Raw genomic sequence first — 23,660 nt, forward strand, 5'->3', positions numbered from 1 at the left:
CCTCTACCGCCCGCCGCGTCGCCGGGTCAGCTCCTCGCGGATCCCCCGAGCCGGTCGGGCGAAGAACTCCGCGACCACCTCACGCCGGGTGGGCGGGCGGCCGCGGATCATCGCCAGGTGCTCGACGTTGACGAGCGCGGCCCGACCGACGAGGCGGAGCTTGCCGCGCGCGGTCGGGGCCGCCTTGACCCTGGCCCGCCACTCGTCGATGCGGGTGCCACCGGCCGAGGCGACCCGCCACAGGTCGTGGTCCGGGTGCTGGCGCCACTGGTCGAGGCGACCGGTCGCGGCAGCCAGTCCGACCTCGGCGCCGAGTCGCCGAGCGAGCTCGTCCACGTCCCCCCGGACATCGGGAGCTGCGTCGGTCCACGTGTGCGCGATGTCCTGCCGTCCCCGGTGCGAGCCTCGCGACCGAGCGGCGTGGAGAAGCAGGATGAGCCGTTGGGCCGTCGGCTCGGGGACGCTGCACGTCCGTCCCGCTGACTGCCAGGTGTGGCGGGTGCCCCAGAGCACGGAGAAGACCGTCTCGGGGCGTGCCGTGAAGCCGGGGAAGCTCCGGTGGACGTCGAGGTGGCCCCAGGCGGTGTGACGCAGGGTCGCCGAGTGCTCGAAGGCGGAGCTCGACGGGAAGTCGTTGAGCAGCTCCCAGCCTGCCGCACGGAGTGCCAGCAGGAGGTCGACGACGTGGCCGGGGTGAACGAGGACGTCGACGTCCGAAGCACTTCGCCCCCGGCGACGGACCGTGGGGTCGAGCGACTCCCCCTTGATGTGCAGCACGTCCGCCCCGATGCGGTCAGCGACGACTTGCACTGCGGCGTGACCGAGCCGGAGCCGGACAGCCGTGGGGATCGTCGTGGTCACGCGCGCCCCCTCTCACAAAACCGGCACACCCGGCAGCACCCTCCGAGCGACCCGCCGGGACACTGCGGGACACGCCGGGACCCGCCGGGACACGGCGCCGACAGCTCCCGGGCCAGCACCCACCGCGTCGGGTGATGCTACCAGCGCCGCACCACGCGACCACCTGCGTCGCGACGGTGCGGACCTCACGGTCCGGCGGGCGACACCCACTCGACGAGACCTTGGGCAGCGAGCTCGTCGACGACCGACCGAACTGCACGATCCAGGTCACCGTCCTCGGGGGAGCCGAACTCGGCGGCCAGGTGGGCACCCAGCCGGCCCAGCGGCATACCGTCGCGGGCGAGCGAGCGCACCGCAAGACCGAGCGGTGACAGGCGGACCACCCGGCCGCCGGACCCGTCGCCGAGCAGGACCACTCCCTCGCCGTCGATGACCAGCTCGTCGACGGCCTCGACGGCGCGCACGACCGCGTCGTTCATCGCACCCTCCCGGTGATGTCGCGGATGACCGGCTCGAGGTCGACCGCCTCGGCGTAGCGGGCCAGCCGGAAACCGCCGGTGGCCTCCCCCAGCTCGGCGAGCCGGCGCAGCGGTCGCGGGAGGAGGGGCAGGGAGGAGGTCTCCGGGGCGAGCGTCACGATGGCGTCGAGCGGGTCCATCGGCTCGACGCGGGCCTCGTGCATCTCGGGGTCGCGGCGGAGCACGAGGACACCGGCGACCCATGGCCGCCTCGGCGGGGCCAGCAGCCCCAGCGACACGGCCGGCAGCTCGTCCTTGAGGCCGCGGTGCGGATCGCGGCGGACCGACAGCGGCTTGCGGTAGGGCAGGATCCGCCGGTCCTCGGTGATGGCGACCGTCTCGTCGGTGAGGTAGCCGAGGGTCAGTCCGAAGGTGCGGCTCAGCGTCGTCTTGCCCGTCCCGCCCGGTGCGACGTAGACGACGGACGCACCCGTCACCGGGTCGCAGAGCGCTCCGGCGTGGAGCATGAGCACCCGACCCGCCTGCGCCGCGATGAGGGCCTTGGTGATGGACTGCGTCGCGCGCATGAGGATGCGGGCGGGCGCGTCCTCGTCCCCAGCGAGCAGGGACTCACCCACGCGGTCCGCCACGACGAACGAGCCCGCATCGACCTCCTCCTCCGGACCGACCCCGCCGGCGAGCGGGTCGAGGCAGTGCTGCCAGACCGTCCGGAACGCCGCCGCGAGGTCGACGGGCACGCGGCGCAGGTCGAGCGACAGCCGGGCCCCGAGCGCGTGGAGGTCGACGACGCCGTCGAGCGCAGGGGCGACGGATCCGGCCGACGGGGCCGACGGGCTGGGCGACTGCGGGACCATGGACATCGTGCTGCAGCGTAACCACCCGATGGCATCATCGTCGCCATGACCGATGGCAGCAGCCGGGGCCGGCCCCGCGTGGCCATCGCCCACGACTACCTGACCCAGCGCGGCGGCGCGGAACGGGTCGTCCTGTCGATCCTCCGTGCCTTCCCCGACGCCGTCATCCACACGACGCTCTACGACCCGGACGGCACGTTCCCGGAGTTCCGCGAGGCCCGGATCGTGGCCTCCCCTCTCAACCGGGCGGCACGACTGCGCCACGACCACCGGCTGGCCCTCCCGCTGCTGCCCTGGGCCGTCTCGCGTCTGCCCGTGGACGCCGACCTCGTCATCGCGTCCAGCTCCGGCTGGGCGCACGCCGTCCCGGCGACCGGCCGCAAGCTCGTCTACTGCCACGCCCCGGCCCGCTGGCTGTACCAGGCGGAGGCCTACCTCGGCCATCCGCCGCGCACCTCGGTCAGGGGGCGCGCGCTCCTCGCCCTCACCCCGGGGCTGCGCCGGTGGGACCGGCGGGCCGCGGCGACGGCCGACCGCTACCTCGTCAACTCCACCGTCGTCCGCGACCGCGTCAAGCAGGCGTACGGCATCGACGCCGAGGTCCTCCCGCCGCCGTTCGGCATCGACCCGTCCGGTCCCAGCCGGGAGGTGGCCGAGCTCGCCGACTGGGCGCCCGAGGGCTTCCACCTGCTCGTGTCCCGCCTGCTCCCCTACAAGCACGTCGCCGAGGCCGTCCGCGCGTTCGACGGCCTCGACGAGCGGCTCGCCGTCGTCGGCCACGGCCCGCTCGATGCCCAGCTGCGCGCCACCGCGCCCCCCAACGTGCGGATCGTGTCAGGTCTCGAGGACGCGCACCTGCGCTGGGTGTACGCCCACAGCACCGCCCTCATCGCCCCCAGCCTCGAGGACTTCGGACTCACCCCCCTCGAGGCCGGAGCGTTCGGGCGGCCGACCCTGGCCCTGCGCGCCGGTGGCTACCTCGACACCATTGCCCCCGGCGTGTCAGGAGCCTTCTTCGAGGCGCCGACGCCGGACGACATCCGGGTGGCCGTGCTGGCCAACCGGGGCCACGAGTGGGACCAGGCGGCGATCCGGTCCCATGTGGACACCTTCTCCGAGCAGCACTTCCACCGGCGCCTCGTCGCCGCCGCCGAGACCCTGCTGAACGGCGACTGAGCCTGACAGCGGGAGTCGGCTGAGCGGCATACGGCTCAGTCGTCGGACCGCACGAGCAGGCCGAGCGTGACGAGCTGCTCGACGAAGGCGGTGACGTCGCCCACGATCTCGGCGGGCGGCACGTCGAACGCTTCGGCCACGCGGTCGACGATCTCGTCGAGCGTGCCGCCGGTCCGGGCCGCACCCCAGATCACCGCAGCGGAGTCCGCGAGGACGAGCGGCGGCCCCTCCGGGAGGCGGGCCACGTAGGCCACCGATGCGCCGTCGACCTCGGAGTCGACGTGTCCCACGTCGGGGGCGATGCCGTATGCCGCTGAGCCCGTCACGTGCCCAGCCTGCCACGGGTGCGTGGCTGGGATCACCGGGCCGCGGGATCGGCAGATCCGGACGGACCGGGCCGCCGGGTGGGGGCACGTGGGTACATTGGGCGCGCGGGGGGACCGCACCGGTTCGGTGGAAGGGTGGGGATGTCGGACGGGGAGGCTCGCTTCACGGTGCTCACCGTGTGCACCGGCAACATCTGCCGGTCACCAGCGGCCGAGCGCCTGATCCGGCGTGTCTGGGTCGACGACGCCCCCGGGGTCGAGGTCGTCAGCGGCGGCACCGACGCCATGGTCGGGGACCCGATCCACATCTCGATGGCCCACCTGCTCGAGCAGTCCGGTGCCTACTCCGGCGAGTTCTGCGCCCAGCTGCTGACGCCGACCCTCGTCGAGGGCGCCGACCTCGTGCTCGGGATGACCCGCAGGCACCGCTCCGCCGCCGTGGCCCTGGCGCCCTCGGCGACCGGTCGCGCGTTCACCCTGCGCGAGCTCGCCCGCCTCGTGGTCGACGGCGCTGCCGAGTTCGAGCCGGCCGACGACCGGGCCGAGTCGCTGCGTCGCGTCGTCGAGCTGGCGTCCTCGCGGCGACGCGCCGTGCTCGACCCGTCCCTCGACGACATCGCGGACCCCTACGGTCGGGAGCTGCACGCCTACCACGTCGCCTTCACGCAGATCGCGGAGGCGGTCGACCTCGTCGGGCGGGTGCTCGATGGGCTCCCGGTGTCGCCGCCCGACCCGGGAGCGCAGCCGGAGAACGACGAGTCGGGCCCACGGAGGGGCCGGCTCGGGTGGGGGCGGCGGCGACCCTGACGAGCGGTGCGCTCGGTCAGCCGTCGGCGAGCGACCCGATGAACGCCGCGCAGGCCTCCAGCGTGGGCAGCTCGCGCCGCTCTCCGGCGGCCTCGAGCGTCGGGGCGGCGGCATCCTTGTCCGACACGATCGGCACGAAGCCGTCCGGAAGTGCCAGGCCGATGGCCGGGTCGAGGGGGTTGACGCCCCGCTCGCCCGCGGGGTTGAAGACCTCGGAGCACAGATAGACCGCCGTGCCGTCCTCGATGCAGGCGAGGGCGTGGCCGAGGCCTTCGGCGACATAGACGGCGCGCCGATCCACCGCGTCGAGCACCACGCTGTCCCACTGGCCGAAGGTCGGCGACCCGACCCGAAGGTCGACGACGAAGTCGAGGAAGACGCCGCTCATCGCGGTGACGTACTTGGCCTGGTATGGCGGGACCCGCGAGTAGTGGATGCCGCGCAGGGCGCCGGCCCGCGACACCGAGATGTTGGTCTGGCGCACCCGCATCTCGTGACCGATCGCCCCGGCGAGGTGGTCGGCCCGGAAACCCTCGGCGAACGTGCCGCGGCTGTCATGCAGCTGGCGCGGTGTGACCTCGAAGGCCCCGGCGACGCTCAGCGGCCGGATGTCCATCAGGGTCATCGACCTTCAGCGATGAGGTCGAACAGGTAGGCGCCGTAGCCGCTCTTGAGCTGGTCGTCGGCGTGGCCGCGCAGCACGTCGTCGTCGATCCAGCCGTTGCGCCAGGCGACCTCCTCGACGCAGCCGATCTTCTGGCCCTGCCGAGCCTCGATGACGTGGACGTACTGGCTGGCCTCGATGAGGCCCTCGAAGGTCCCGGTGTCGAACCAGGCGGTGCCCCTCGGCAGGACGCTGACCGTGAGGCTCCCCCGGCTGAGGTACTCCTCGTTGACCGCAGTGATCTCCAGCTCGCCCCTCGCGCTGGGGGTCAGCCCCTTGGCGATCGCGACGACGTCGTTGTCGTAGAAGTAGAGCCCGGGAACCGCGTACCTCGACTTCGGCCGCTCCGGCTTCTCCTCGATCGACAGGACCCGGCCGGCCGGGTCGAACTCGACGACCCCGTAGGCCGACGGCTGCACCACGCGGTAGGCGAAGATGTGGCCCCCGGCGACGCTCGTGTTGTCGGCGAGGCGCTTGCCGAGCCCCGGGCCGAAGAAGATGTTGTCGCCGAGGACGAGCGCAACCGAGTCCGATCCGATGAAGTCCGCACCGATGACGAAGGCCTCGGCGAGGCCCTCCGGGCGGGGCTGGGTCGCATAGCTCAGCTCGATGCCCCACTGGGATCCGTCACCGAGCAGCCGCTCGAACTGCTCCCGGTCCTGAGGTGTCGTGATCACGAGGATCTCGCGGATCCCGGCCATCATCAGGGTCGACAGCGGGTAGTAGATCATCGGCTTGTCGTAGATCGGCATGAGCTGCTTGCTGATGCCTCGGGTGATCGGGTGCAAGCGGCTGCCGGTCCCACCGGCAAGGATGATCCCCTTCATGCTGGGCAAGCGTAGTGGCCGCCCACCCGGGCCCGGCCAGAGCGCCGCGTCCAGCTGTGCCGGGAGGATGCGGCGCCGGTGCGGACGCAGATGATGACGGAGACGCCGCTGGGTCGCAGGACCGGAGTGTATGGACAGCCGACCTGCGCGGCTGTGCCATGATGCCCTGCGGGCGGTGCCCGCTCCAGCACTGTGCGGGTGGTCCCGCAAGGAGGCCGTGGATGGCGACCGGAGGCGACGAGCCCGAGGACGGCCTCGGGCCCGAGGTGGTCCCCTCGCTCAACCGCGGTGAGCTGCAGGCCCGGGCGCTGAGCGGGGCCCGCTGGACGCTCGTCCACACGCTCGTGGCGGTCGGCCTCGGCTTCGGGGTCAACATCCTGCTCGCGCGAGTGCTCGGCGTCGTCGACTTCGGCCGGATCGCCTATCTCACGACGGTGATCACGATCGCCGGTGTCATCGCCGAGCTGGGCCTGGGCATGGCCGTGGTCCAGTTCGGCACCCGGGCGCAGGCGCTGGGCGACAGCGGGGTCGTGCGCTCGGTGCTGTCCAAGTCGCAGGGCTTCCGGCTGCTCGTCATCGCCCCGGTGGTCACCGTGGCGGTCCTGGCGGTGGTTCGGGTCGACCCGCTCCTCCTGGCCCTGGCGCTCGTCTTCGGCGTCTGGCTCAACGCGGCGCTCAGCGGGACGCAGGCGGCGTTGACCATCGAGAACAAGACGGCGCAGCTCGCCAAGAACGCCATGGTCGTCAACCTCCTCACGCAGGTCGCGGTGGTCGTCGCCGCGCTGACCACCCGCGACGCCGACCCGGTGTGGATCAGCCGGGTCACGGTGGGTGCGCTGGGCGTCGCTCTGGCGCTGCCCTACGTGTCCCGCGGGTACCGCCGGGCGGTTCTGCGCCCCGCCCTGCCCAGGGCCTTCCCGGCGGGATTCTGGAAGTACGCCGTCCCGGCCGGGATCGCCTCCATCCTCGGCAACCTCATCGTGTCCCGGACGGAGGTCGCCTTCCTCACGTGGAGCGGCGACGCTGCCGCCGCGGGGCTGTTCGCCCTGGCCTTCGGACTCGCGGTCCACGTGTTCAGCCCGGCGCAGGCCCTCGTCGGGCCCCTGATCCCGGCGGTGTCCGGTCTGCGCGCGGTCGACGAGGGGTCTCTCGGTCGGGCCCTGCGCCGCACGCTGCGTGCCAGCGCGACCGTCACTGCCCTGCTCGTGGCGGGTGGGCTGGCGCCCTTTGCGCTCCTCGTCGAACCCATCTACGGGCCCGAGTACGCCAATGCAGCGCCCGCGCTCGTGGCCCTGGGCCTGGGCGCCGCCGTTGCCACCGTGGGCTCTCCCCTCATCGCCTTCATCCAGGCCCGGCTCGCCGGCGGCGCCATCCTCAAGCTCAACGTGGCGGCCGTCGTCGTCAACCTCGCGCTCATCGTCCTGCTGCTACCCACCCTGGGCCTGTGGGGAGCCGTCATCGCCAACCTCGCCGGAGTCCTCGTCCGCAACGTCCTGCTGCTCGTCACCGAGTCCCGCGACGCGCGCGTGGGCATGTCGTCAGCCCTCGGGGACGTCGCGCCCATCGTGCTGGCCGGGAGTGTGTGCGTGCTGGTGTACGCAGCGGGGCGGGCCGTCGCTGTCACGCTCGCCGCCTCGACCCTCGAGCTGGTCCTCACGGCGGTCGTCACGTCGGCGGTGGGCCTGGTGCTCTACGCGCTCGCCCTGCGGGGGCTGCGCCTCGGCCTGACCGGCGCCGACGCCGCGGCCCTGGAGGCCGGTCTCAGCCCGCGGCTTCGCCGGCCCCTGGCCACCGCGTTGGCTGTGGTGGCCCACCGGCGGGACTGACCGGCTCTGTCCCACCCACCCCTGTCAGCCCCGTCGCCGCAGCCCGGGCAGTCGCCCGGTGACGGCGGCGCTGCCGGGCAGCACCGCCCGCGCCAGGGACCACGGGGTCCGGCGCGTCGGCTCGACCCCGAACTCGTCCGCGATCTCGCGCCGGACCGGGCGGCCGAGCCCGCCCATGGACGTGCCGGAGTGCGTCTCACCCGTCCCGACCTGGTAGAGGGCGCCGGGAAACGGGAGCGGCGCGAGGGGCAGGTCATCGTGGAGGTGGACGTGCGACCCCAGCCAGCGCTCGAGCCGGTCACCGAACGCGTCGTACAGCTCCTCCTGCGTCGCAGTCACCGGTAGGTCCACCGCCGGGAAGAGGTCGTGCCGCACGATGTGGGAGGTCCCGCACTCGAGGTGGAAGCTGCCCCGCACCTCGCGGACGGCCCGGCGGCCCCGGTGGTAGCGCCAGCCGTGGGTCACCGTCCACCCGGGTGCCGTGCTCCGCGCCGACACGAAACCGGCCAGCCGCCGGGAGACGAAGTCGTCGGCGTCGACGGCCATGACGTGGCTCAGCGACGGGCTCGCCTCCCGGGCGGCCAGCAGGCCGACGGCGAGCTTCGTGCCCTTGTCGCGCAGGACCGCCGGGATCCCTGTCTCCGGGCCGCGGTGAGCTGACGGCGCCGGGAAGTCCACCTCGACGAACGTGACCTGGGTCGGCAGCTCCACCATCGGGGTGCGGTTGCCGACCGCGACGACGAGGAAGCGGTCGTCGTCCTGACGCACCCACGAGCACACGGACCGGAGGAAGATCCGCTCGACCTCTGCATAGTCACGGCTGTTGCGCGGGTGTCGGAGGGAGGTGATCAGCGCCAGCACGAGACATCACCCTAGACGGGCCTCGTCTACGCTCTGAGCCATGCGTGTCCTCGTCACCGGCGGAGCCGGCTTCATCGGCTCGAACTTCGTGCTCCGCGCCCGCGAGCGCCGCCCCGAGTGGCAGCTCACGGTCGTCGACGCGATGACCTACGCCGCGAACCGGGACTCCCTCCAGCCGGCCCTGTCCAACGGCGAGGTCACCCTGGTCGAGGGCAACATCGCCGACGCCGCGCTCGTCGACGGTCTCGTCGCCGACCACGACGTCGTCGTCCACTTCGCCGCCGAGTCGCACAACGACAACAGCCTCGACTCGCCGTGGCCGTTCGTCGAGTCCAACGTCGTCGGCACGTTCCAGATCCTCGAAGCGGTCCGCCGCCACGGCAAGCGGCTGCACCACGTCTCGACCGACGAGGTCTACGGCGACCTCGAGCTGGACGACCCAGAGCGTTTCACCGAGCGGACGCCGGTCAACCCCTCCTCGCCCTACTCGGCGACCAAGGCGGGCGCGGACCTGCTCGTCAGGGCCTGGATGCGGTCCTTCGGGCTCCAGGCGACAATCTCGAACTGCTCGAACAACTACGGGCCGCGGCAGCACGTCGAGAAGTTCATCCCGCGCCAGATCACCAACATCCTCGAGGGGGTGCGGCCGAAGCTCTACGGCTCGGGCCTCAACGTCCGCGACTGGATCCACGTCGACGACCACAACGACGCCGTCATCGCGATCCTCGAGCAGGGCCGGATCGGCGAGACCTACCTGATCGGCGCCGACGGGGAGCGCAACAACCTCGAGATCGTCCGCATGCTCCTCGAGCTGATGGGCCAGCCGGCCGACTGGTTCGACCATGTCGACGACCGTCCCGGGCACGACCTGCGCTACGCCATCGACGCGTCGAAGCTGCGCCGGGAGACCGACTGGAGGCCGCGCTACGGCGACATCCGCGCCGGTCTCGCCCAGACGGTCGACTGGTACCGCGACAACGAGTCGTGGTGGCGGGACGCGAAGGTCGCCGCCGAGCAGACCTACGCGCGGCTCGGCCGATGAGAACCGGCCCGTGGTGACCAGTCCGCGGCGGATCCTCGTCACCGGCGCAGCGGGGCTGCTCGCGCACGACCTCGTGCCGGCGCTGCGAGGCGCAGGGCATGTCGTCACGGCAATGGGGCGCGACGATCTCGATGTCACCAGCCCCGCGGAGTGTGTGGCTGCCACGGCCGGGCACGACCTGGTCGTCAACTGCGCGGCGTGGACGCGGGTCGACGAGGCCGAGGGCGAGGAGGGGCTCGCCTTCGCGGTCAACGCCCTCGGCGCGGCGAACGTCGCCCGGGGTGCGGCCCGCACCGGGGCCCGGGTCGTCCAGCTCTCCACCGACTACGTCTTCGACGGACAGTCCACCCAGCCGTATGCCGCTGAGCACCCTCCCAGCCCCCTGTCTGCCTACGCACGCACCAAGGTTGCCGGCGAGTGGGCCGTCCGAGCCCTGTGTGCGGACAGCTGGGTCGTGCGCACCGCGTGGCTCTACGGGGGGGGCGGGCCGAACTTCGTCAGCACCATCCTCCGGCTGGCCGACGAGCGCGGCACGCTCGACGTCGTGGACGACCAACGGGGTCAGCCGACGTGGACCCGCGACCTGGCCGAGCTGCTGGTCCGGATGATCGACGCCGACGCCGGCCCCGGGACCTACCACGCGACCGCCTCGGGTGAGACGACGTGGCACGGCCTCGCCCGGGCCGTCTTCGAGGAGCGCGGCCTCGATCCGCAGCGGGTGCGCCCGACGACCACGGAGCACTTCCGGCGCCCGGCTCGACGGCCCGCCTACGCCGTGCTGTCGAACCGCAGCCTCGACACGGTCGGGGTCGCCCCGATCCGGGACTGGCGTGAGGCGCTGGCCGAGTACCTCCGCCGATGACGGAGATCCTCGACGTCGTGGGCCCGTGGGCGCCGGCGGTCTACGTCGTCGGCTTCGCGGTCGTCGTCATGGTCGGGGTGCCCCGGTCGGCTCTGACCGTGGTGGGAGGTGTGGCGTTCGGGCCGTTCCTCGGCATCGCCCTCGCCTGGACGGCATCGCTCATCGCGGCCGTCCTGGCGCTGCTCGTCGGGCGTGCCCTCGGCGAGGAGGCCGTCGCGCGGCGGGCCGGCCCACGGCTCCGTCGTGTCCAAGGCGCGCTGCACGGCCACAGCCTGAGGGGCGTCCTCCTCACTCGGCTGACTCCGGTGCCCTTCGCCGTCGTCAGCTACAGCCTCGGCGCTCTGGGTGTCCGGACACGTCCGTATGTCGTCGGAACCGCCATCGGGCTCGTGCCCGGCGCGATCGCCTTCGGCACTGCAGGGTCATCGGTCGCGAGTGGACGCCTCGAGTGGGGCCTTGCCGTCGCTGCCGTCATCGCGCTCGCGTGGCTGGCCGTCCGCCGACCCCGGGAGCAGAGCCCGGGACAGTCGAGTGCGCACGTCCGGCCGGCGCGCGCGGCGCTCGCGACGCAGTCCTCCACCACTGACTCGCCGGACGGGTCAGTGTCGTAGGGCCGCCACCGGCGCCCCCGGCCTCACTGCGCCTCGGTGGCTCCCGGACTGCGGAGCACCCGCGCGGAGAGCGCGTGCGCTGCCTCGCAGCTGGCGACGAGGTCGCCGCCGTTGCGCAGGTAGGCGGTGAGGAACCCGGCGTTGAAGGCATCGCCGGCGCCGGTGAGGTCGCGCACGTCGTCGACGGGAGGCACGGCGACAGTGGCGACGAGCTCGCCACGCTGGAAGACCGAGGTCGCGTCCTTGCCGCGCCGAGCGAGTAGGACGGCTGTCGGGAACCGCCCCAGCGATGGCCCGGGGTGGCCGTCGTCCGCGAGGTCGAGCAGGCGGCACTCGTCCTCGTTGGCGGAGATGAGCTCGGGGCGGCAGCGGTCGACCAGGTCGAGGAACGCCTCGACTCCGTAGTGCTCGATGAGGCCCGCCGAGGAGACGTCGAGCGAGACCAGACCGCCCTGCGCGTGCTGCCGGTCAACCGCGTCGAGGACGGCCTCGGCGGTGGAACCGGTCTCGAACGAGTATGCGGTGACGTGCAGGATCTCGAGGTCCTCGAGCCACGACGGGTCGACCGCCTCGAGCATCGCGCTGGCTCCACGGGAGGGAAACATCGTCCGCTCCCCGAGCTCGTCGATGAGCAGGACGATCGTGCCGGTCTGGCCCCGGTGCTGGAGCCGGACGTCGACGCCGTGGCTGGCGAGCTCCTCCTCGAGCGCGCGCCCGCCGAGGTCGTCGCCGACGCAGCCGATGAAGCGGGTGGGATATCTCGAGCCGGCGAACGCTGCGACGTTCGCGGCTGACCCGCCGCGGCGCAGGACGATCTCCGACGCGGTGTCGGTCGCGGTGCGCTGCGGCTCGAGCTGCCAGACGACGACGTCCTGGACGACGTCGCCGATCACCCCGAGCAACTACGCGCTCCGGTTGACCAGCGCGGCGGCGACCTCGCAGGCCAGGCGGATGTTGTTGCGGTAGAGGGCGACGTTCGCGTCGAGGCTGCGGCCCTCGGTGGCGCGGCGGATGAAGTCGAGCAGGTACGGCGTCGAGGCCTGTCCCCCGATGCCGTCGCGCTCGGCGGCGGCCCAGGCGTCCTCGATGACGCCGTCGAGCTCCGAGGGGTCGAGCTGCTCGGCCTCCGGCACCGGGTTGGCGACGAGGACGCCGCTGGGCACGCCCAGGGCGCGTTGCGTCGTGAGGACGGTGGCGATGTCCTCGGGAGAGTCGAGGCGGGCGGCGACCGGGTAGCCGGAGTCGACGACGTAGAAGCCCGGGTAGCGGTTGGTGCGGTAGCCGACCACCGGCACGCTGAGCGTCTCGAAGCGCTCCAGGGTCGCGGGAATGTCGAGGATCGCCTTGGCGCCGGAGCTGACGAGGACGATCGACGTGCGCGACATCGCGATGAGGTCCGCGGACTCGTCGAAGGTCTTGTCCGCGCCGTGGTGCACGCCGCCGAGGCCGCCGGTCGCGAAGACGTCGATCCCTGCGGCGCGGGCGAGGAAGGCGGTCGCGGCGATCGTCGTGCCGGCGTTCTTCTTCGTCACCGCGCCGATCGACAGCTCACGGATCGAGGCCTTGTCCGCGTCGTCGTCCTCGCCGAGCTCCCGGATCTCGTCGTGACTAAGCCCGACGACGGGCGTCCCGTGGTGCACCCCGATCGTCGCGGGCACGGCACCGGCCGCGCGGATGATCTCCTCCCCCTCGAGGGCGACCTCGATGTTGCGGGGCCGAGGCAGACCGTGCGTGAAGATCGTCGACTCGAGGGCGACGACGGGAGTGCGGGCCGCCAGCGCCTCGGCGACGTGGTCGGCGATGCGGATGACGGACGGGGCGGCGGGCGACATGGACGGTCCTCTCGTGGAAGCTGGCACAGCGGCTCGGTCCCTACGCTACGCACGAGTCCGATTCCCGTCGAGAATCACTTCCGAATCTGTCGATATCATTCTTGAATGAGTCTCACGCTTCGGCAGCTCGAGATCTTCCAGGCTGTGGCCGGCGAGCTGCACTTCGGCCGGGCAGCCGACCGGCTGCGGCTCTCACAGCCGACGGTCAGCAAGGAGCTGGCCCGGCTCGAGCGCGCCCTGGGGGTCGAGCTGTTCCATCGGTCGAGTGGCGGCACGGTGCTCACCCCGGACGGGGCGGAGCTGCTCCAGCGAGCCGAGCGGGTGCTCGAGGCGGCGGCCGAGCTCGACCGCACGGCGGCAGCCGTGCGGCGGCGGCGAACGACTGAGGTCCGCGTCGCGGCGTCGCCGAGCGTCGTCAACCGCCTCATGCCGCAGGTGCTCCGCCAGCTCGAGCACCAGCACCCGGACGTCCACGTCACCGCCGTCGAGGTGGACACGGGCGGGGTCACCCCGACGCTCGATGCCGGGGTCGCCGAAGTGGGCCTGGGCCACCACGTCGCTGCCCCCGTCCACGGAAAGGTGCGCACCATCGGGCGCGACGAGCTCTTCGTCATCGCCGCGGAGTCGGTCGTCGGTCGCGGGCGGACGGTGGAGCTGGACCGCCTCGTCGACGTGCCGCTCATCCTGTGGCCGCGTGAGCAGAGCCCGACCTACCACGACGCCGTCCTGGAGATCTGCCGCTCGCGGGGCCTCGAGCCGCTCCTGCTCTCCGGCACGTCCCGGGTCAGCGGGTCGCGCTCCTACCTGCTGCGGGAGGGGCGCGCCTTCGCCCTCGGGCCTCGCGACTTCGCCCAGTCCGAGTCACACGGCGTCCGCGCCGTCGCGCTCAGTCCCAGCGCGTTCGTGCCGCTCGACCTCGCCTGGGTCGAGCCCCCGTCGCCGGCTGCCCGCACGGTCATGGCGCAGGTGCGCGCCCTCGTCCGCTGACCGGGCTCGCTCTCCGTCGACTGCGCACTCCGTGCCGTATGCCGCTGGGCTCGCTCCCCGTCGAGTGTGCGTTTCGTGCCTGGCTCGGTCGTCGTCAGCGCTGCCACCGCAGTCGGAGGGACTGGCCGGGCACGAGCTGCGCGACCGAGTCGAGGTCGCGAGTCCGGACGACGCCGATGACGGGGTAGCCGCCGGTGACGGGGTGGTCGTTGAGGAAGATGACCGGCTGACCGTCGGGCGGGACCTGGACCGCCCCCAGCACCATGCCCTCGGTGGGCAGCTCGCTGCCGACCCGAGCCGGGGCCCACTCGACCGGCGTGCCGATGAGCCGCACCCCCTTGCGGTCGCTGCGCTCGGACACGGTCCACAGGTCCTCGGCGAGCGCCTCGGGACGGGCGAACCAGGCCCGCCGCGGGCCGGGTAGCACCCCGACCGTCACGGTTTCTGTCGCTGACGGCGGGACCGGCACCGGCGCCACGTCGACCTGGGGCAGGGCTGCCGTCTCGTCGCCGACCGCGATCACGTCACCGGCTGCCAACGGCGCGGGACCGAGCCCCGACATCGTGTCGCTCGAGCGGGAGCCGAGCACCGGCTCGACGGCGAGCCCCCCACGGAAGGAGAGGTAGGTGCGGAGCCCGCTCAGCGGCATACGGATGGAGAGGTCTGCGCCGTCCCGGAGGCGGAAGGGGCCGGCGTGCGGCACCGGTCGCCCGCCCGCGGTCGCGGCCACCGGGGCGCCGGTGAGGCAGACGAGCAGGTCGCCGCGGGCGCGAAGGTGCAGCCCGCCGAAGGTCATCTCCAGGGCGGCGAGCCCCGGCGGGTTGCCGAGCAGTCGGGCGCCGAGCTCGTGGGCGCCGCGGTCGGCGGCCCCGGACCGCCCCACGCCGACGGCGAGGTGACCGAGCCGTCCCAGGTCCTGCACGAGGGTGAGCGGGCCGGGCTCGAGGACGTCGACAGACCGTCTCGCCCGCACCGCAGGACGTGCCACTCGGTGGGCCGGCCCGGCTGCGCCGACGGATTTCCGATGCTCGGCGCGCCTGAAGCGCACCGTCGTGCCGGGGGTGAGCAGGGCCGGCTCGGCGCGGTCGACGTCCCAGAGGACGGCCTCCGTCGTGCCGATCAGCTGCCAGCCGCCCGGGGACTCGCGCGGGTAGATCCCGCTGAACCCGCCGGCGAGCGCCACCGCACCCGCGGGGACCCGGGTCCGCGGCGACTCGCGGCGGGGGACGTCCAGGCGTGGGTCGTCCCCGACGAGGTAGGCGAACCCCGGTGCGAACCCGCCGAACGCCACCTGCCAGCGCGCCGCCACGTGTGCCGCGATGACACCCTCGCGGCCCAGCCCGGTGAGGGAGCCGACGGCGTCGAGGTCCGGGCCGTCATAGTGCACCGGGATCTCGACGAGGTGGCCCATCGTGCCCGCCGCGAGCAGCGACGGGCGCGCCAGGGCGGCCCGGATCTCCAGGGCAAGGAGCGCGAGGTCGGTCGTGGGCCGCCCGACGACGAGGACGGTCCGCGCTGCGGGGACGACGTCGTCGACGGACCCCCACACGCCGTCTCCGGCGTGGGCAGCTGCCTCGAGCCTGGCCTCCGCGGCGAGCACCTGGTCGAGGTCGTCGAGCTCGACGAGGAGCGCGGCATCGCCCATCGGCAGGATCCGCGCCAGGTCACCGAGCGAGGCCATCCGCCTGGCGCTACCGGACGAAGGGCGCGATGTCGACGCCGGCCTCGGTCAACGCGGCTCGGACCGCCCTGGCCATCTCGACCGCGCCCGGTGAGTCACCGTGCGTGCAGATCGACTCGGCCGGCACCGCGACGTCGGTGCCGTCGACAGCGGTGACCCGCCCCTCCGTCGCGAGCCGGACCATCCGGGCGGCCACCTCGGCGGGGTCGTGCAGCCGCGCCCCCGGGTCGGTGCGCGGGACGAGGGTGCCCTCCGGTGTGTAGCCGCGGTCGGCGAACGCCTCCCCGACGGTCCGCAGCCCGCGCTGGGCGGCCACCCGCAGGAAGGCGGAACCGGGCAGGCCGAGGACGGGCAGCTGCGGGTCGTAGGCGAGCACGGCTGCGACGACGGCCTCGGCCTGCGCCTCGTGGTGGACGATCGCGTTGTAGAGGGCGCCGTGGGGCTTGACGTAGGCGACCTGGGTCCCCGCCACCCGGCACATCGCCTCCAGCGCGCCGAGCTGGTAGAGCACGTCAGCCGCCAGCTCCTCCGGGGCGACGTCGATGAACCGCCGTCCGAAGCCGACCAGGTCGCGATACCCGACCTGCGCGCCGACGACGACCCCGCGCTCCGCCGCCGCCGCGCACGTGCGGCGCAACGTCAGGGGGTCACCCGCGTGGAACCCACAGGCGACGTTGGCGCTCGTCACCAGGTCGAGCATCGCCTCGTCGTCGCCGAGCCGCCACGTCCCGAAGGACTCGCCGAGGTCGGAGTTGAGGTCGATCGTCATCGTCCTCGGACCATACCGTGGTCGCCGGTCGACTGGCCCGCAGCCTGACCGGGTGCACCAGGGCCGGGATCGTCCGGATCCGAGCGCCGAGGGGTCGCAGGCCAGGAACCGCGCCGGTGCGCCCACGTGCGGCAGGGAAACGACTGACGCACTGACCCGTGTGGCGGGTCAGTGCGTCAGCATCGGTGTGGCGAGTGGGCGTGTCACTCGGCTGGGGCGATGCGCCGTGGCGCGGAGGGGATCTGGAGCGACGGGACCTGGACCGCGGACCCGCGGCGGCGGGGCCACCACGACCGACGGACCCGGGGCTCGCGCGGGGCGGACTGGCGTCGGACCTGCTCCGCCTCCCGGTGCGCCTGGCGTATGCGCTCTTGTATCTCGAATTCTGCAAAGTGCTCAAACATTGGAATCTCCCTGTTTCACGAATGGTTTGGGCTGTCGTACTGCTCATGAGGAACGCGGCGGAAGCGGACTGATACGTCGACGGCGTAATACGTCAATGTGTGCCACTCGTGCCGATTTGATGAGAAGTGCGATGGTGGCCCCAGAATCGTCAACGCGCCGATCGTCGTTGCGCGGGGCCCGAAACCATCAGGGAGTCAAGGCAACTCGCGCTCAGACGATCGAAGCGAGGACGCCGGGGGCGTCCGACCCGACGTGCGTCGGGATCATCGAGTCGATCTGCATGGCGTGTTCTCCTCGAGAGTTGTTGGACGAGAAACTCTCACCTCTGAGTAAGCCAGACAAGAATGGCCCGAGGCAACGCATTTATTCGCCATCACACGGGCAGATGCGTGCCGCACGACCACCTGGAAAGTCAGTCCCGGTGGAGAAATCAGATGTCGAAGTCCTCGTCGCCTTCCGGCGCCACGGGCGCTGGTGCGCCGGACGGCAGCTTCGCACCGACCATCCCGGCCGCCAGGGTCCGGCCGTCGTGGCTGTCGATGAGCAGGAACGATCCGCCGCGGCGTGACGCGGCGTAGTCCTCGACCGGCAAGGGCGCAGCCAGCCTGAGCGTGACCAGCCCGATGTCGTTGAGCGACAGTGCTTCTGCGGGCACGGAGTGCAGGTCGTCGAGGTCGAGCGCGCCCTGGATCTCACGCACGAAGGCCTGCACGGTCCGGGCCCCGTGCTTGAGCAGGATGCGCTGCCCGGGGCGCAGCGCCGCGTCGCCGAGCCAGCAGAGGACGGCCGCGATGTCCTGCGTCGGCTCGGGAGCGTCGGCTGCAGCGGCGAGGACGTCCCCGCGCGAGATGTCGATGTCGTCGGCCAGGCGCACGGTGACCGACTGCGGTGCGAACGCCTCCTCCAGCGACTGCGACCCGAGGTCGATGCCGACGACGGTCGAGCGCTGGCCCGACGGCAGGGCCACGACGGCGTCACCGACGCGCACGACGCCCGAGGCGATGGCCCCGGCGTAGCCGCGGTACTCGCGGTGCTCCTCCGCCACTGCGGCACCCTGCGGCCGGATGACGAGCTGCACCGGCAGCCGGAACGACTCCAGCTCGACGGCCTCGGACGGCGGCAGGTCCTCGAGGAGCTCGAGCAGCGCCGGGCCGGCGTACCAAGGCGTCCGCACCGACCGCTCGACGATGTTGTCCCCGTCGAGGGCCGAGACGGGGATGACGCGTGCGTCGACGACGCCGAGCTCGCGCGCCACGGCCTGGACCTCGGCCTCGACGCGGTCGAAGACCTCCTCCGAGAAGTCGACGAGGTCGATCTTGTTCACGGCGACCACGACGTGCGGGACGCGGAGCAAGGCGGTCACGGCCAGGTGCCGGCGGGTCTGCTCGAGGACGCCCTTGCGCGCGTCGACGAGCAGGACGACGACGTCGGCGGTCGACGACCCGGTCACCGTGTTGCGGGTGTACTGCACGTGCCCGGGGCAGTCGGCGAGGATGAACGACCGGCGTGCGGTGGCGAAGTAGCGGTAGGCCACGTCGATGGTGATCCCCTGCTCGCGCTCGGCTCGCAGTCCGTCCGTCAGCAGGGCGAGGTCCGCGGCGGTCAGCCCCCGGTCACGGGACACGCGCTCCACGGCGGCGAGCTGGTCCGACAGGACCGACTTCGTGTCGTGCAGCAGCCGGCCGACCAGGGTGGACTTGCCGTCGTCGACGGACCCGGCCGTCGCGAGACGGAGCAGGCCGCGCTGACCGAGCCCAGCGGCATACGGCTCATGGGTGGTGCTGTCGGTGGTGGTGAGGGCAGTCATCAGAAGTACCCCTCCTTCTTGCGGTCCTCCATGGCGGCCTCACTGATGCGGTCGTCGGCACGCGTGGCGCCGCGCTCGGTGAGCGTCGAGGCGGCCACTTCGACGACGATCTCGGCGTTGGTCGCGGCCGGGGACTCGACGGCGCCGGTGCACGACATGTCCCCGACGGTCCGGTAGCGCACGACGCGCCGCTCGACCGTCTCGCCGTCGCGGGGCTGCGAGTACGGTCCGACCGCGAGCCACATCCCGTCGCGCTGGAAGACGTCGCGCTCGTGGGCGTAGTAGAGCGGGGCGAGCGGGATGTCCTCGCGCTCGATGTAGCGCCACACGTCGAGCTCGGTCCAGTTGCTGATCGGGAAGACGCGGACGTGCTCGCCGGGGCGGTGGCGGGGGTTGTAGAGGTTCCACAGCTCGGGGCGCTGGTTCTTGGGGTCCCACTGGCCGAACTCGTCGCGCAGCGAGACGATCCGCTCCTTGGCCCGCGCCTTCTCCTCGTCGCGCCGGCCGCCGCCGAAGACGCCGTCAAAGCGGTGCTCGTTGATCGCGTCGAGCAGTGGGATGGTCTGCAGCGGGTTGCGGGTGCCGTCGGCGCGCTCGCGCAGCCGCCCGTCATCGAGGTAGTCCTGCACGCTCGCGACCTCGAGGCGCAGCCCGAGCCGCTCCACCGTCTCGTCGCGGTAGGCCAGCACCTCCGGGAAGTTGTGGCCGGTGTCGACGTGGAGGACCGGGAACGGGATCGGCGCCGGCCAGAAGGCCTTGACGGCGAGGTGGAGCATGACGACCGAGTCCTTGCCGCCGCTGAAGAGCAGTGCCGGCCGCTCGAGCTCGGCGGCGATCTCGCGGATGACCTGGATGGACTCCGCCTCGAGCGCGTCGAGCTGGGTCAGCCTCCTGCCGTGCTCGCGGTCAGGGCTGCCGGATGCCGCTGGGCTCGCTTCCGCAGGCAGCGGTGCCACGGGCGCGGGGCCGGGAACCTCGGTGACTGTCATGTAATGCAATGTATAACGCCCGATTATGCGCGTCCGAGGCGGTTCCACGATCCGGGCGATTCCCACCAGCGGCATGGGAGATCCTCATCCCGACGGGCGGACATCAGGCGCCCATGGGCAACGCATCGGCCTGCCCACCAGTCCAGGGAAGGCGTGGGGCGCGCGGGCCGATGGTGATCGGCTGGCCGCCCGTCAGCCAGGTCACGCCGTCGGGGCGCACGTCCGCGGTGAGGTCGCGTCGGTGCACGACGGTGTGATGTCGCCCGCAGAGCAGGGCGCCGTTGCTCAGATCGGTGGAGCCGCCTCGGGACCAGTGCTGCACATGGTGGGCGTCACACCATTGCGGGGGGATGGTGCAGCCGGGGAACGAGCAGCCCCGGTCTCTCCGGGCGAGCGCGAGCCGTTGCGCGGCGGTGAAGTATCGCTCGGTGAAGCCCTGGTCGAGCACCTGGGACGGGCCACCGAGCACCGTGGGGATGATCTGCGCCTCGCACGCCAGCCGGCGGACCGTGCCGGGCGACAGGACCGCGTCGTTGTCGGCCACCCCGGCCGCGCGGACCTGCTCGAGCAGCGCCTCGAGGCTCATCGTGACGACCAGCCTGGTGCGCGGCGTGCGGGTCACACCCTGGGGCGCGGCCACCGCGCGGGCGACCAGCTCCAGCAGGGCGTCGGCCCGACGGGTCGCCGGGGTCCGCGGGTCGCTGGTGGTCTCGCCGGTCCACTCCAGCTCCGGTCGGGGCCGGGCGAGCGGGTCGATGGCCGCATCCAGGATGGCCGCACCCTCAGGATCGAGGCGGAGGAGGTACTCGGTGAACCCGGCCACGTCGCCCACCTTGCTCAACGCGCGACCGAACCGGCGCCCCTCGTCCTCGCGCTCGAGCTCGGCCGGAGGCTTCAGCGCGGCGCGGGCCTGGGTGGCGACCCGGCCCAGCTCCTTGACGCTCAGGTGCTCGATGTTGTCCACGATGGCGGTGATGATGCCCTCGAGGTGCTCAGGGTCGGCGATCCGCGCCACGTCCCGGTGCAGCCGCAGCACGACCGCAGCCTGGGCCACGGACACCTGGCCCGCGCTCACCTTGTCGGACAAGGCGGCCCACCGAGGCTCGTTCATCGCCGCGCCGAGCAGAGCCAGCGTCGGAGCGGTGGCCGCAGCCGACCCGCCGTCGAGAGCGGGCGCCTGGGCCTTGAGCCAGTCGACCCGAGACAAGCCGCTCTCCGCCCCCAACGACCGCGAATGGGCCTCCCTGGCAAGCACCGCCGTCAGCGTGTGGCTCAGCTGGGCCAGCTGCTGCGCCTGCCCCACCCCGGCGCTCACGTCAGCCTCCGACAAAGACCACGTCGGGAACTCCGACGCCAGACGCCCCACCAGCTCCGTGGCCAGCTCGAGCGCCGCGACGAGACCCTCCGCCTCGATCAGCTCCTCGGCGCGCACTTGTCACCCCCCACAGCTCGCCGGCCCGGTATGCACTGACACCCCCGGCGCTCCGTGCTCGATCCATACAACGGCAGACTCGTACACCAGTTCCGTGTCACCACAGGCGTTTCCGAAGTCATCGGAGATCCCCGCCCGCAGTCAGTAGCGAGCACGAGCGACGTCGGTGTGCGTCAGGCGGTCCCCGACGAAGAGCAGCGGCTCCCCCGAGGTCACGGACAAGGCGTAGGCAAAGCAGTCCCCGACGTTCAGTCGAGCCGGAGAGGCCGAGTCGCGTCCATAGCGGCGATGCGCCGCCCGCGCCACCTCGCCGTCCCGCGTGGACACGGGGACGACCTCGATCTCCAATGCCTCGATGATGCGGTCGAGGCGCTCGCCGTGGGCGCTGGACCGTGAGTCGGCGACGATGCCGACCTCGAGCACGGTTGCCACGGACATCCGGCACGTGGCCGCCGCGGCGGCAGCAAGGAGCCGATCGGCGTCCGCTTCGTCGTTGAGTAGCGCCATCAGGGCCGATGAGTCGATGATCACCGCGGCAGCCCCGTCGCCTCGTCGTAGAGGTCCTCGACAGCCCGGATCGCGGGGGCCTCGGCGCCCGGATCCTCGCGATACTCCGCGACGAGGCGACTGACGAGGTCCACCTTGCGACCGATGGCGGCCCTGGTGGGGTCGGCGCCATAGCTCGCCAGGAGAAGCTCCAAGGCCTCCTCGATCGCGCTGGTCTGGCTCTTGCCGGTCACCCTGGCAGCCTCCCGAGCGAGCGCATGCACCCGCTCGTTCTTGATGTTCAAGCTCATGGGTACCATTCTACCCCGTTGGCGCTACACCTGTCTACCCATCGATCGACCTCGCCAGGTCGCTCAGCCCATGTGCGGGTAGGTGTGGTCCGTCGGCGGGACGAAGGTCTCCTTGATCGAGCGCACGCTCGTCCAGCGGAGCAGGTTCTGGGCCGCGCCGGCCTTGTCGTTCGTGCCCGAGGCCCGGCCCCCGCCGAACGGCTGCTGGCCGACGACCGCGCCGGTGGGCTTGTCGTTGATGTAGAAGTTGCCGGCGGCGAAGCGCAGCCGCCGGGTCGCGTCCGCGATGACGCGCCGGTCCTGGGCGATGATCGAGCCGGTCAGGCCGAACGGTGCGAAGCGCTCCATCTGGTCGAGGACCCGGTCGTAGTCGGCGTCGTCGTACACATGGACCGACAGGATCGGCCCGAAGTACTCGGTGCGGAACGACTCGTGGGTCGGGTCCCCGATCTCGAGGACGGTTGGGCGCACGAAGTAGCCGACCGAGTCGTCGTAGGTGCCCCCGGCGATGACGTCGACGCCGTCCGTCGCCCGGGCCCGGTCGATGGCGTCGCGGTGCTTGGCGAAGGCCCGCTCGTCGATGACCGCACCCATGAAGTTGGACAGGTCGGTGACATCGCCCTGCTTGAGCCCGTTGGTGATGTCCACGAGCTCGTCGCGGATCTGCTTCCACACACTGGCCGGCACGTAGGCGCGCGAGGCCGCCGAGCACTTCTGCCCCTGGTACTCGAACGCCCCGCGGATCATCGCGGTCCGCAGCACCGCCGGGTCCGCCGACGGGTGCGCGAGGATGAAGTCCTTGCCGCCCGTCTCGCCGACCAGGCGCGGGTAGGTGCGGTAACGCCGCAGATTGGCCCCGACCTCGGCCCACAGGTGCTGGAACGTCGGCGTCGACCCCGTGAAGTGGATGCCCGCCAGATCCTCGTCGTGCAGCGCAGCCGCCGAGACGTTGATCCCGTCGCCGGTGACCATGTTGATGACGCCCCGGGGCATCCCGGCCTCCTCCAGCAGCTGCATCGTCAGTGAGGCGGCGAGCTGCTGCGTGGGGCTCGGCTTCCAGACGACGGTGTTGCCCATCAACGCGGGCGCGGTCGGCAGGTTGCCCGCGATCGCGGTGAAGTTGAACGGGGTGATCGCGTAGACGAACCCCTCGAGTGAGCGGTAGTCCGAGCGGTTCCACACACCTTTGGAGTTGAGCGGCGGCTGCTGCTCGAGGATCTGGCGGGCGAAGTGCACGTTGATCCGCCAGAAGTCGATCAGCTCGCACGCGGCGTCGATCTCGGCCTGGTAGGCCGTCTTGCTCTGGCCGAGCATCGTCGCGGCGTTGAGCCGGGCGCGCCACGGGCCGGCGAGCAGCTCGGCGGCCTTGAGCAGGATCGCGGCCCGGTCGTCGAAGCACAGCTCGCGCCACATCGGCGCCGTCTCCTTCGCCGCGGCCACGGCAGCCCGGCCCTCCTCGACCGTGGCGTTGCGCAGGGTGCCGAGGACCTTGGCGTGGGCGTGCGGCTGCCGCACCGGGATCTCCTCGCCGCCGCCGGCGACTCGCCTGCCCCCGATGATGTGCGGCAGCTCCACCTGCGTGGAGCCCAGCTCCGCCAGGGCGGCCTCCAACGCCGAACGCTCCGGGGATCCGGGGGCGTAGTCGAGCACCGGCTCGTTGACCGGGGCGGGCACGTGGGTCACAGCGTCCATGGCGTTTCGGGTCTCCTGGGCGAAAGGGAAGCGGAGGTGAGGTTCGAGGTGGCGCGGCGGGCTAAAAGCCTGC

The 23,660-nt window shown here is 72.3% G+C and carries 24 protein-coding genes; 7 read left to right on the forward strand and 17 right to left on the reverse strand.

The window, feature by feature from the left end; all coding sequences use genetic code 11:
- Positions 1-3 precede the first annotated feature (3 nt).
- From ABWV20_RS17675 to ABWV20_RS17685, 3 genes are all read right to left on the reverse strand, one after another.
- Positions 4-861 (reverse strand): nucleotidyltransferase family protein, encoded by an 858-nt coding sequence (locus ABWV20_RS17675; protein WP_353357504.1) that lies wholly within the window; start codon positions 859-861, stop codon positions 4-6.
- Between the two features lie 185 nt (positions 862-1,046).
- Positions 1,047-1,340, reverse strand: a complete 294-nt coding sequence (locus ABWV20_RS17680) for a PqqD family peptide modification chaperone (protein WP_353357506.1) — start codon at positions 1,338-1,340, stop codon at positions 1,047-1,049.
- On the reverse strand, positions 1,337-2,200 hold the full coding sequence (locus ABWV20_RS17685) for a hypothetical protein (protein WP_353357508.1): 864 nt from the start codon (positions 2,198-2,200) through the stop codon (positions 1,337-1,339). The genes ABWV20_RS17680 and ABWV20_RS17685 overlap by 4 nt, the downstream gene beginning before the upstream one ends.
- Before the next feature lie 39 nt (positions 2,201-2,239).
- Here ABWV20_RS17685 and ABWV20_RS17690 point away from each other — a divergent pair, with 39 nt between their 5' ends.
- Complete coding sequence (locus ABWV20_RS17690) at positions 2,240-3,370, forward strand: glycosyltransferase (RefSeq protein ID WP_353357510.1); 1,131 nt, start codon at positions 2,240-2,242, stop codon at positions 3,368-3,370.
- Positions 3,371-3,405: 35 nt separating this feature from the next.
- Here ABWV20_RS17690 and ABWV20_RS17695 read toward each other — a convergent pair whose 3' ends face one another.
- Entirely contained in the window at positions 3,406-3,696 is a 291-nt protein-coding gene (locus tag ABWV20_RS17695) for a PqqD family protein (protein WP_353357512.1), read from the reverse strand.
- A gap of 141 nt (positions 3,697-3,837) precedes the next feature.
- Here ABWV20_RS17695 and ABWV20_RS17700 point away from each other — a divergent pair, with 141 nt between their 5' ends.
- Entirely contained in the window at positions 3,838-4,503 is a 666-nt protein-coding gene (locus ABWV20_RS17700; protein WP_353357514.1) for an arsenate reductase/protein-tyrosine-phosphatase family protein, read from the forward strand.
- A 16-nt stretch (positions 4,504-4,519) separates the two neighbouring features.
- Here the strand turns inward: ABWV20_RS17700 and ABWV20_RS17705 are convergent, their stop codons facing one another.
- Together ABWV20_RS17705 and rfbA are read right to left on the reverse strand one after the other, a co-directional pair.
- A complete protein-coding gene (locus ABWV20_RS17705) occupies positions 4,520-5,119 on the reverse strand; it encodes a dTDP-4-dehydrorhamnose 3,5-epimerase family protein (protein ID WP_353357516.1) in 600 nt (199 codons plus the stop codon).
- A 5-nt stretch (positions 5,120-5,124) separates the two neighbouring features.
- Complete coding sequence (gene rfbA / locus ABWV20_RS17710; protein ID WP_353357518.1) at positions 5,125-5,994, reverse strand: glucose-1-phosphate thymidylyltransferase RfbA; 870 nt, start codon at positions 5,992-5,994, stop codon at positions 5,125-5,127.
- Between the two features lie 221 nt (positions 5,995-6,215).
- On the opposite strand from rfbA, the gene ABWV20_RS17715 reads away from it, so the two are divergent.
- A complete protein-coding gene (locus tag ABWV20_RS17715; protein ID WP_353357520.1) occupies positions 6,216-7,820 on the forward strand; it encodes a lipopolysaccharide biosynthesis protein in 1,605 nt (534 codons plus the stop codon).
- Positions 7,821-7,844: 24 nt separating this feature from the next.
- Here the strand turns inward: ABWV20_RS17715 and ABWV20_RS17720 are convergent, their stop codons facing one another.
- A complete protein-coding gene (locus tag ABWV20_RS17720; protein WP_353357522.1) occupies positions 7,845-8,681 on the reverse strand; it encodes a hypothetical protein in 837 nt (278 codons plus the stop codon).
- Positions 8,682-8,721: 40 nt separating this feature from the next.
- Here ABWV20_RS17720 and rfbB point away from each other — a divergent pair, with 40 nt between their 5' ends.
- The 3 genes from rfbB to ABWV20_RS17735 are packed head-to-tail and all read left to right on the forward strand — an operon-like array spanning position 8,722 to position 11,196.
- On the forward strand, positions 8,722-9,723 hold the full coding sequence (rfbB, locus tag ABWV20_RS17725; RefSeq protein ID WP_353357524.1) for a dTDP-glucose 4,6-dehydratase: 1,002 nt from the start codon (positions 8,722-8,724) through the stop codon (positions 9,721-9,723).
- A 13-nt stretch (positions 9,724-9,736) separates the two neighbouring features.
- Positions 9,737-10,585 carry a dTDP-4-dehydrorhamnose reductase gene (rfbD, locus tag ABWV20_RS17730; protein WP_353357580.1) on the forward strand — a complete coding sequence of 283 codons (849 nt, stop codon included), beginning with the start codon at positions 9,737-9,739 and terminating at the stop codon, positions 10,583-10,585.
- Positions 10,582-11,196: a TVP38/TMEM64 family protein gene (locus tag ABWV20_RS17735; RefSeq protein ID WP_353357526.1), complete on the forward strand. Its 615-nt coding sequence runs from the start codon at positions 10,582-10,584 to the stop codon at positions 11,194-11,196. The genes rfbD and ABWV20_RS17735 overlap by 4 nt, the downstream gene beginning before the upstream one ends.
- Before the next feature lie 23 nt (positions 11,197-11,219).
- On the opposite strand, the gene ABWV20_RS17740 is transcribed toward ABWV20_RS17735, so the two are convergent.
- Entirely contained in the window at positions 11,220-12,089 is an 870-nt protein-coding gene (locus ABWV20_RS17740) for a carbohydrate kinase family protein (protein ID WP_353357528.1), read from the reverse strand.
- Between the two features lie 9 nt (positions 12,090-12,098).
- The gene (locus ABWV20_RS17745; RefSeq protein WP_353357530.1) at positions 12,099-13,028 is read right to left on the reverse strand and encodes a pseudouridine-5'-phosphate glycosidase; all 930 of its coding nucleotides are present in this window, start codon (positions 13,026-13,028) and stop codon (positions 12,099-12,101) included.
- Between the two features lie 105 nt (positions 13,029-13,133).
- Between ABWV20_RS17745 and ABWV20_RS17750 the strand changes: the two genes are divergently transcribed.
- Positions 13,134-14,015 carry a LysR family transcriptional regulator gene (locus ABWV20_RS17750; RefSeq protein ID WP_353357532.1) on the forward strand — a complete coding sequence of 294 codons (882 nt, stop codon included), beginning with the start codon at positions 13,134-13,136 and terminating at the stop codon, positions 14,013-14,015.
- A 94-nt stretch (positions 14,016-14,109) separates the two neighbouring features.
- On the opposite strand, the gene ABWV20_RS17755 is transcribed toward ABWV20_RS17750, so the two are convergent.
- From ABWV20_RS17755 to pruA, 8 genes are all read right to left on the reverse strand, one after another.
- The gene (locus ABWV20_RS17755) at positions 14,110-15,696 is read right to left on the reverse strand and encodes a 5-oxoprolinase subunit B/C family protein (protein ID WP_353357534.1); all 1,587 of its coding nucleotides are present in this window, start codon (positions 15,694-15,696) and stop codon (positions 14,110-14,112) included.
- 10 nt (positions 15,697-15,706) lie between these two features.
- The gene (locus ABWV20_RS17760) at positions 15,707-16,465 is read right to left on the reverse strand and encodes a LamB/YcsF family protein (RefSeq protein WP_353357536.1); all 759 of its coding nucleotides are present in this window, start codon (positions 16,463-16,465) and stop codon (positions 15,707-15,709) included.
- Between the two features lie 835 nt (positions 16,466-17,300).
- Positions 17,301-18,677, reverse strand: coding sequence for a sulfate adenylyltransferase subunit 1 (locus ABWV20_RS17765; protein ID WP_353357538.1), 1,377 nt, complete (start codon positions 18,675-18,677; stop codon positions 17,301-17,303).
- A complete protein-coding gene (gene cysD, locus ABWV20_RS17770) occupies positions 18,677-19,666 on the reverse strand; it encodes a sulfate adenylyltransferase subunit CysD (protein ID WP_353357540.1) in 990 nt (329 codons plus the stop codon). The genes ABWV20_RS17765 and cysD overlap by 1 nt, the downstream gene beginning before the upstream one ends.
- Before the next feature lie 103 nt (positions 19,667-19,769).
- Complete coding sequence (locus ABWV20_RS17775) at positions 19,770-21,098, reverse strand: HNH endonuclease signature motif containing protein (RefSeq protein ID WP_353357542.1); 1,329 nt, start codon at positions 21,096-21,098, stop codon at positions 19,770-19,772.
- Between the two features lie 141 nt (positions 21,099-21,239).
- Complete coding sequence (locus ABWV20_RS17780) at positions 21,240-21,629, reverse strand: type II toxin-antitoxin system VapC family toxin (RefSeq protein ID WP_353357544.1); 390 nt, start codon at positions 21,627-21,629, stop codon at positions 21,240-21,242.
- The gene (locus ABWV20_RS17785) at positions 21,626-21,895 is read right to left on the reverse strand and encodes a type II toxin-antitoxin system VapB family antitoxin (protein WP_353357546.1); all 270 of its coding nucleotides are present in this window, start codon (positions 21,893-21,895) and stop codon (positions 21,626-21,628) included. The genes ABWV20_RS17780 and ABWV20_RS17785 overlap by 4 nt, the downstream gene beginning before the upstream one ends.
- 63 nt (positions 21,896-21,958) lie before the next feature.
- Positions 21,959-23,587: an L-glutamate gamma-semialdehyde dehydrogenase gene (gene pruA, locus ABWV20_RS17790; RefSeq protein WP_353357548.1), complete on the reverse strand. Its 1,629-nt coding sequence runs from the start codon at positions 23,585-23,587 to the stop codon at positions 21,959-21,961.
- Positions 23,588-23,660 lie beyond the last annotated feature (73 nt).

Origin of the sequence: Intrasporangium sp. DVR (assembly GCF_040365325.1) — a bacterium.
GTDB lineage: Bacteria > Actinomycetota > Actinomycetes > Actinomycetales > Dermatophilaceae > Intrasporangium.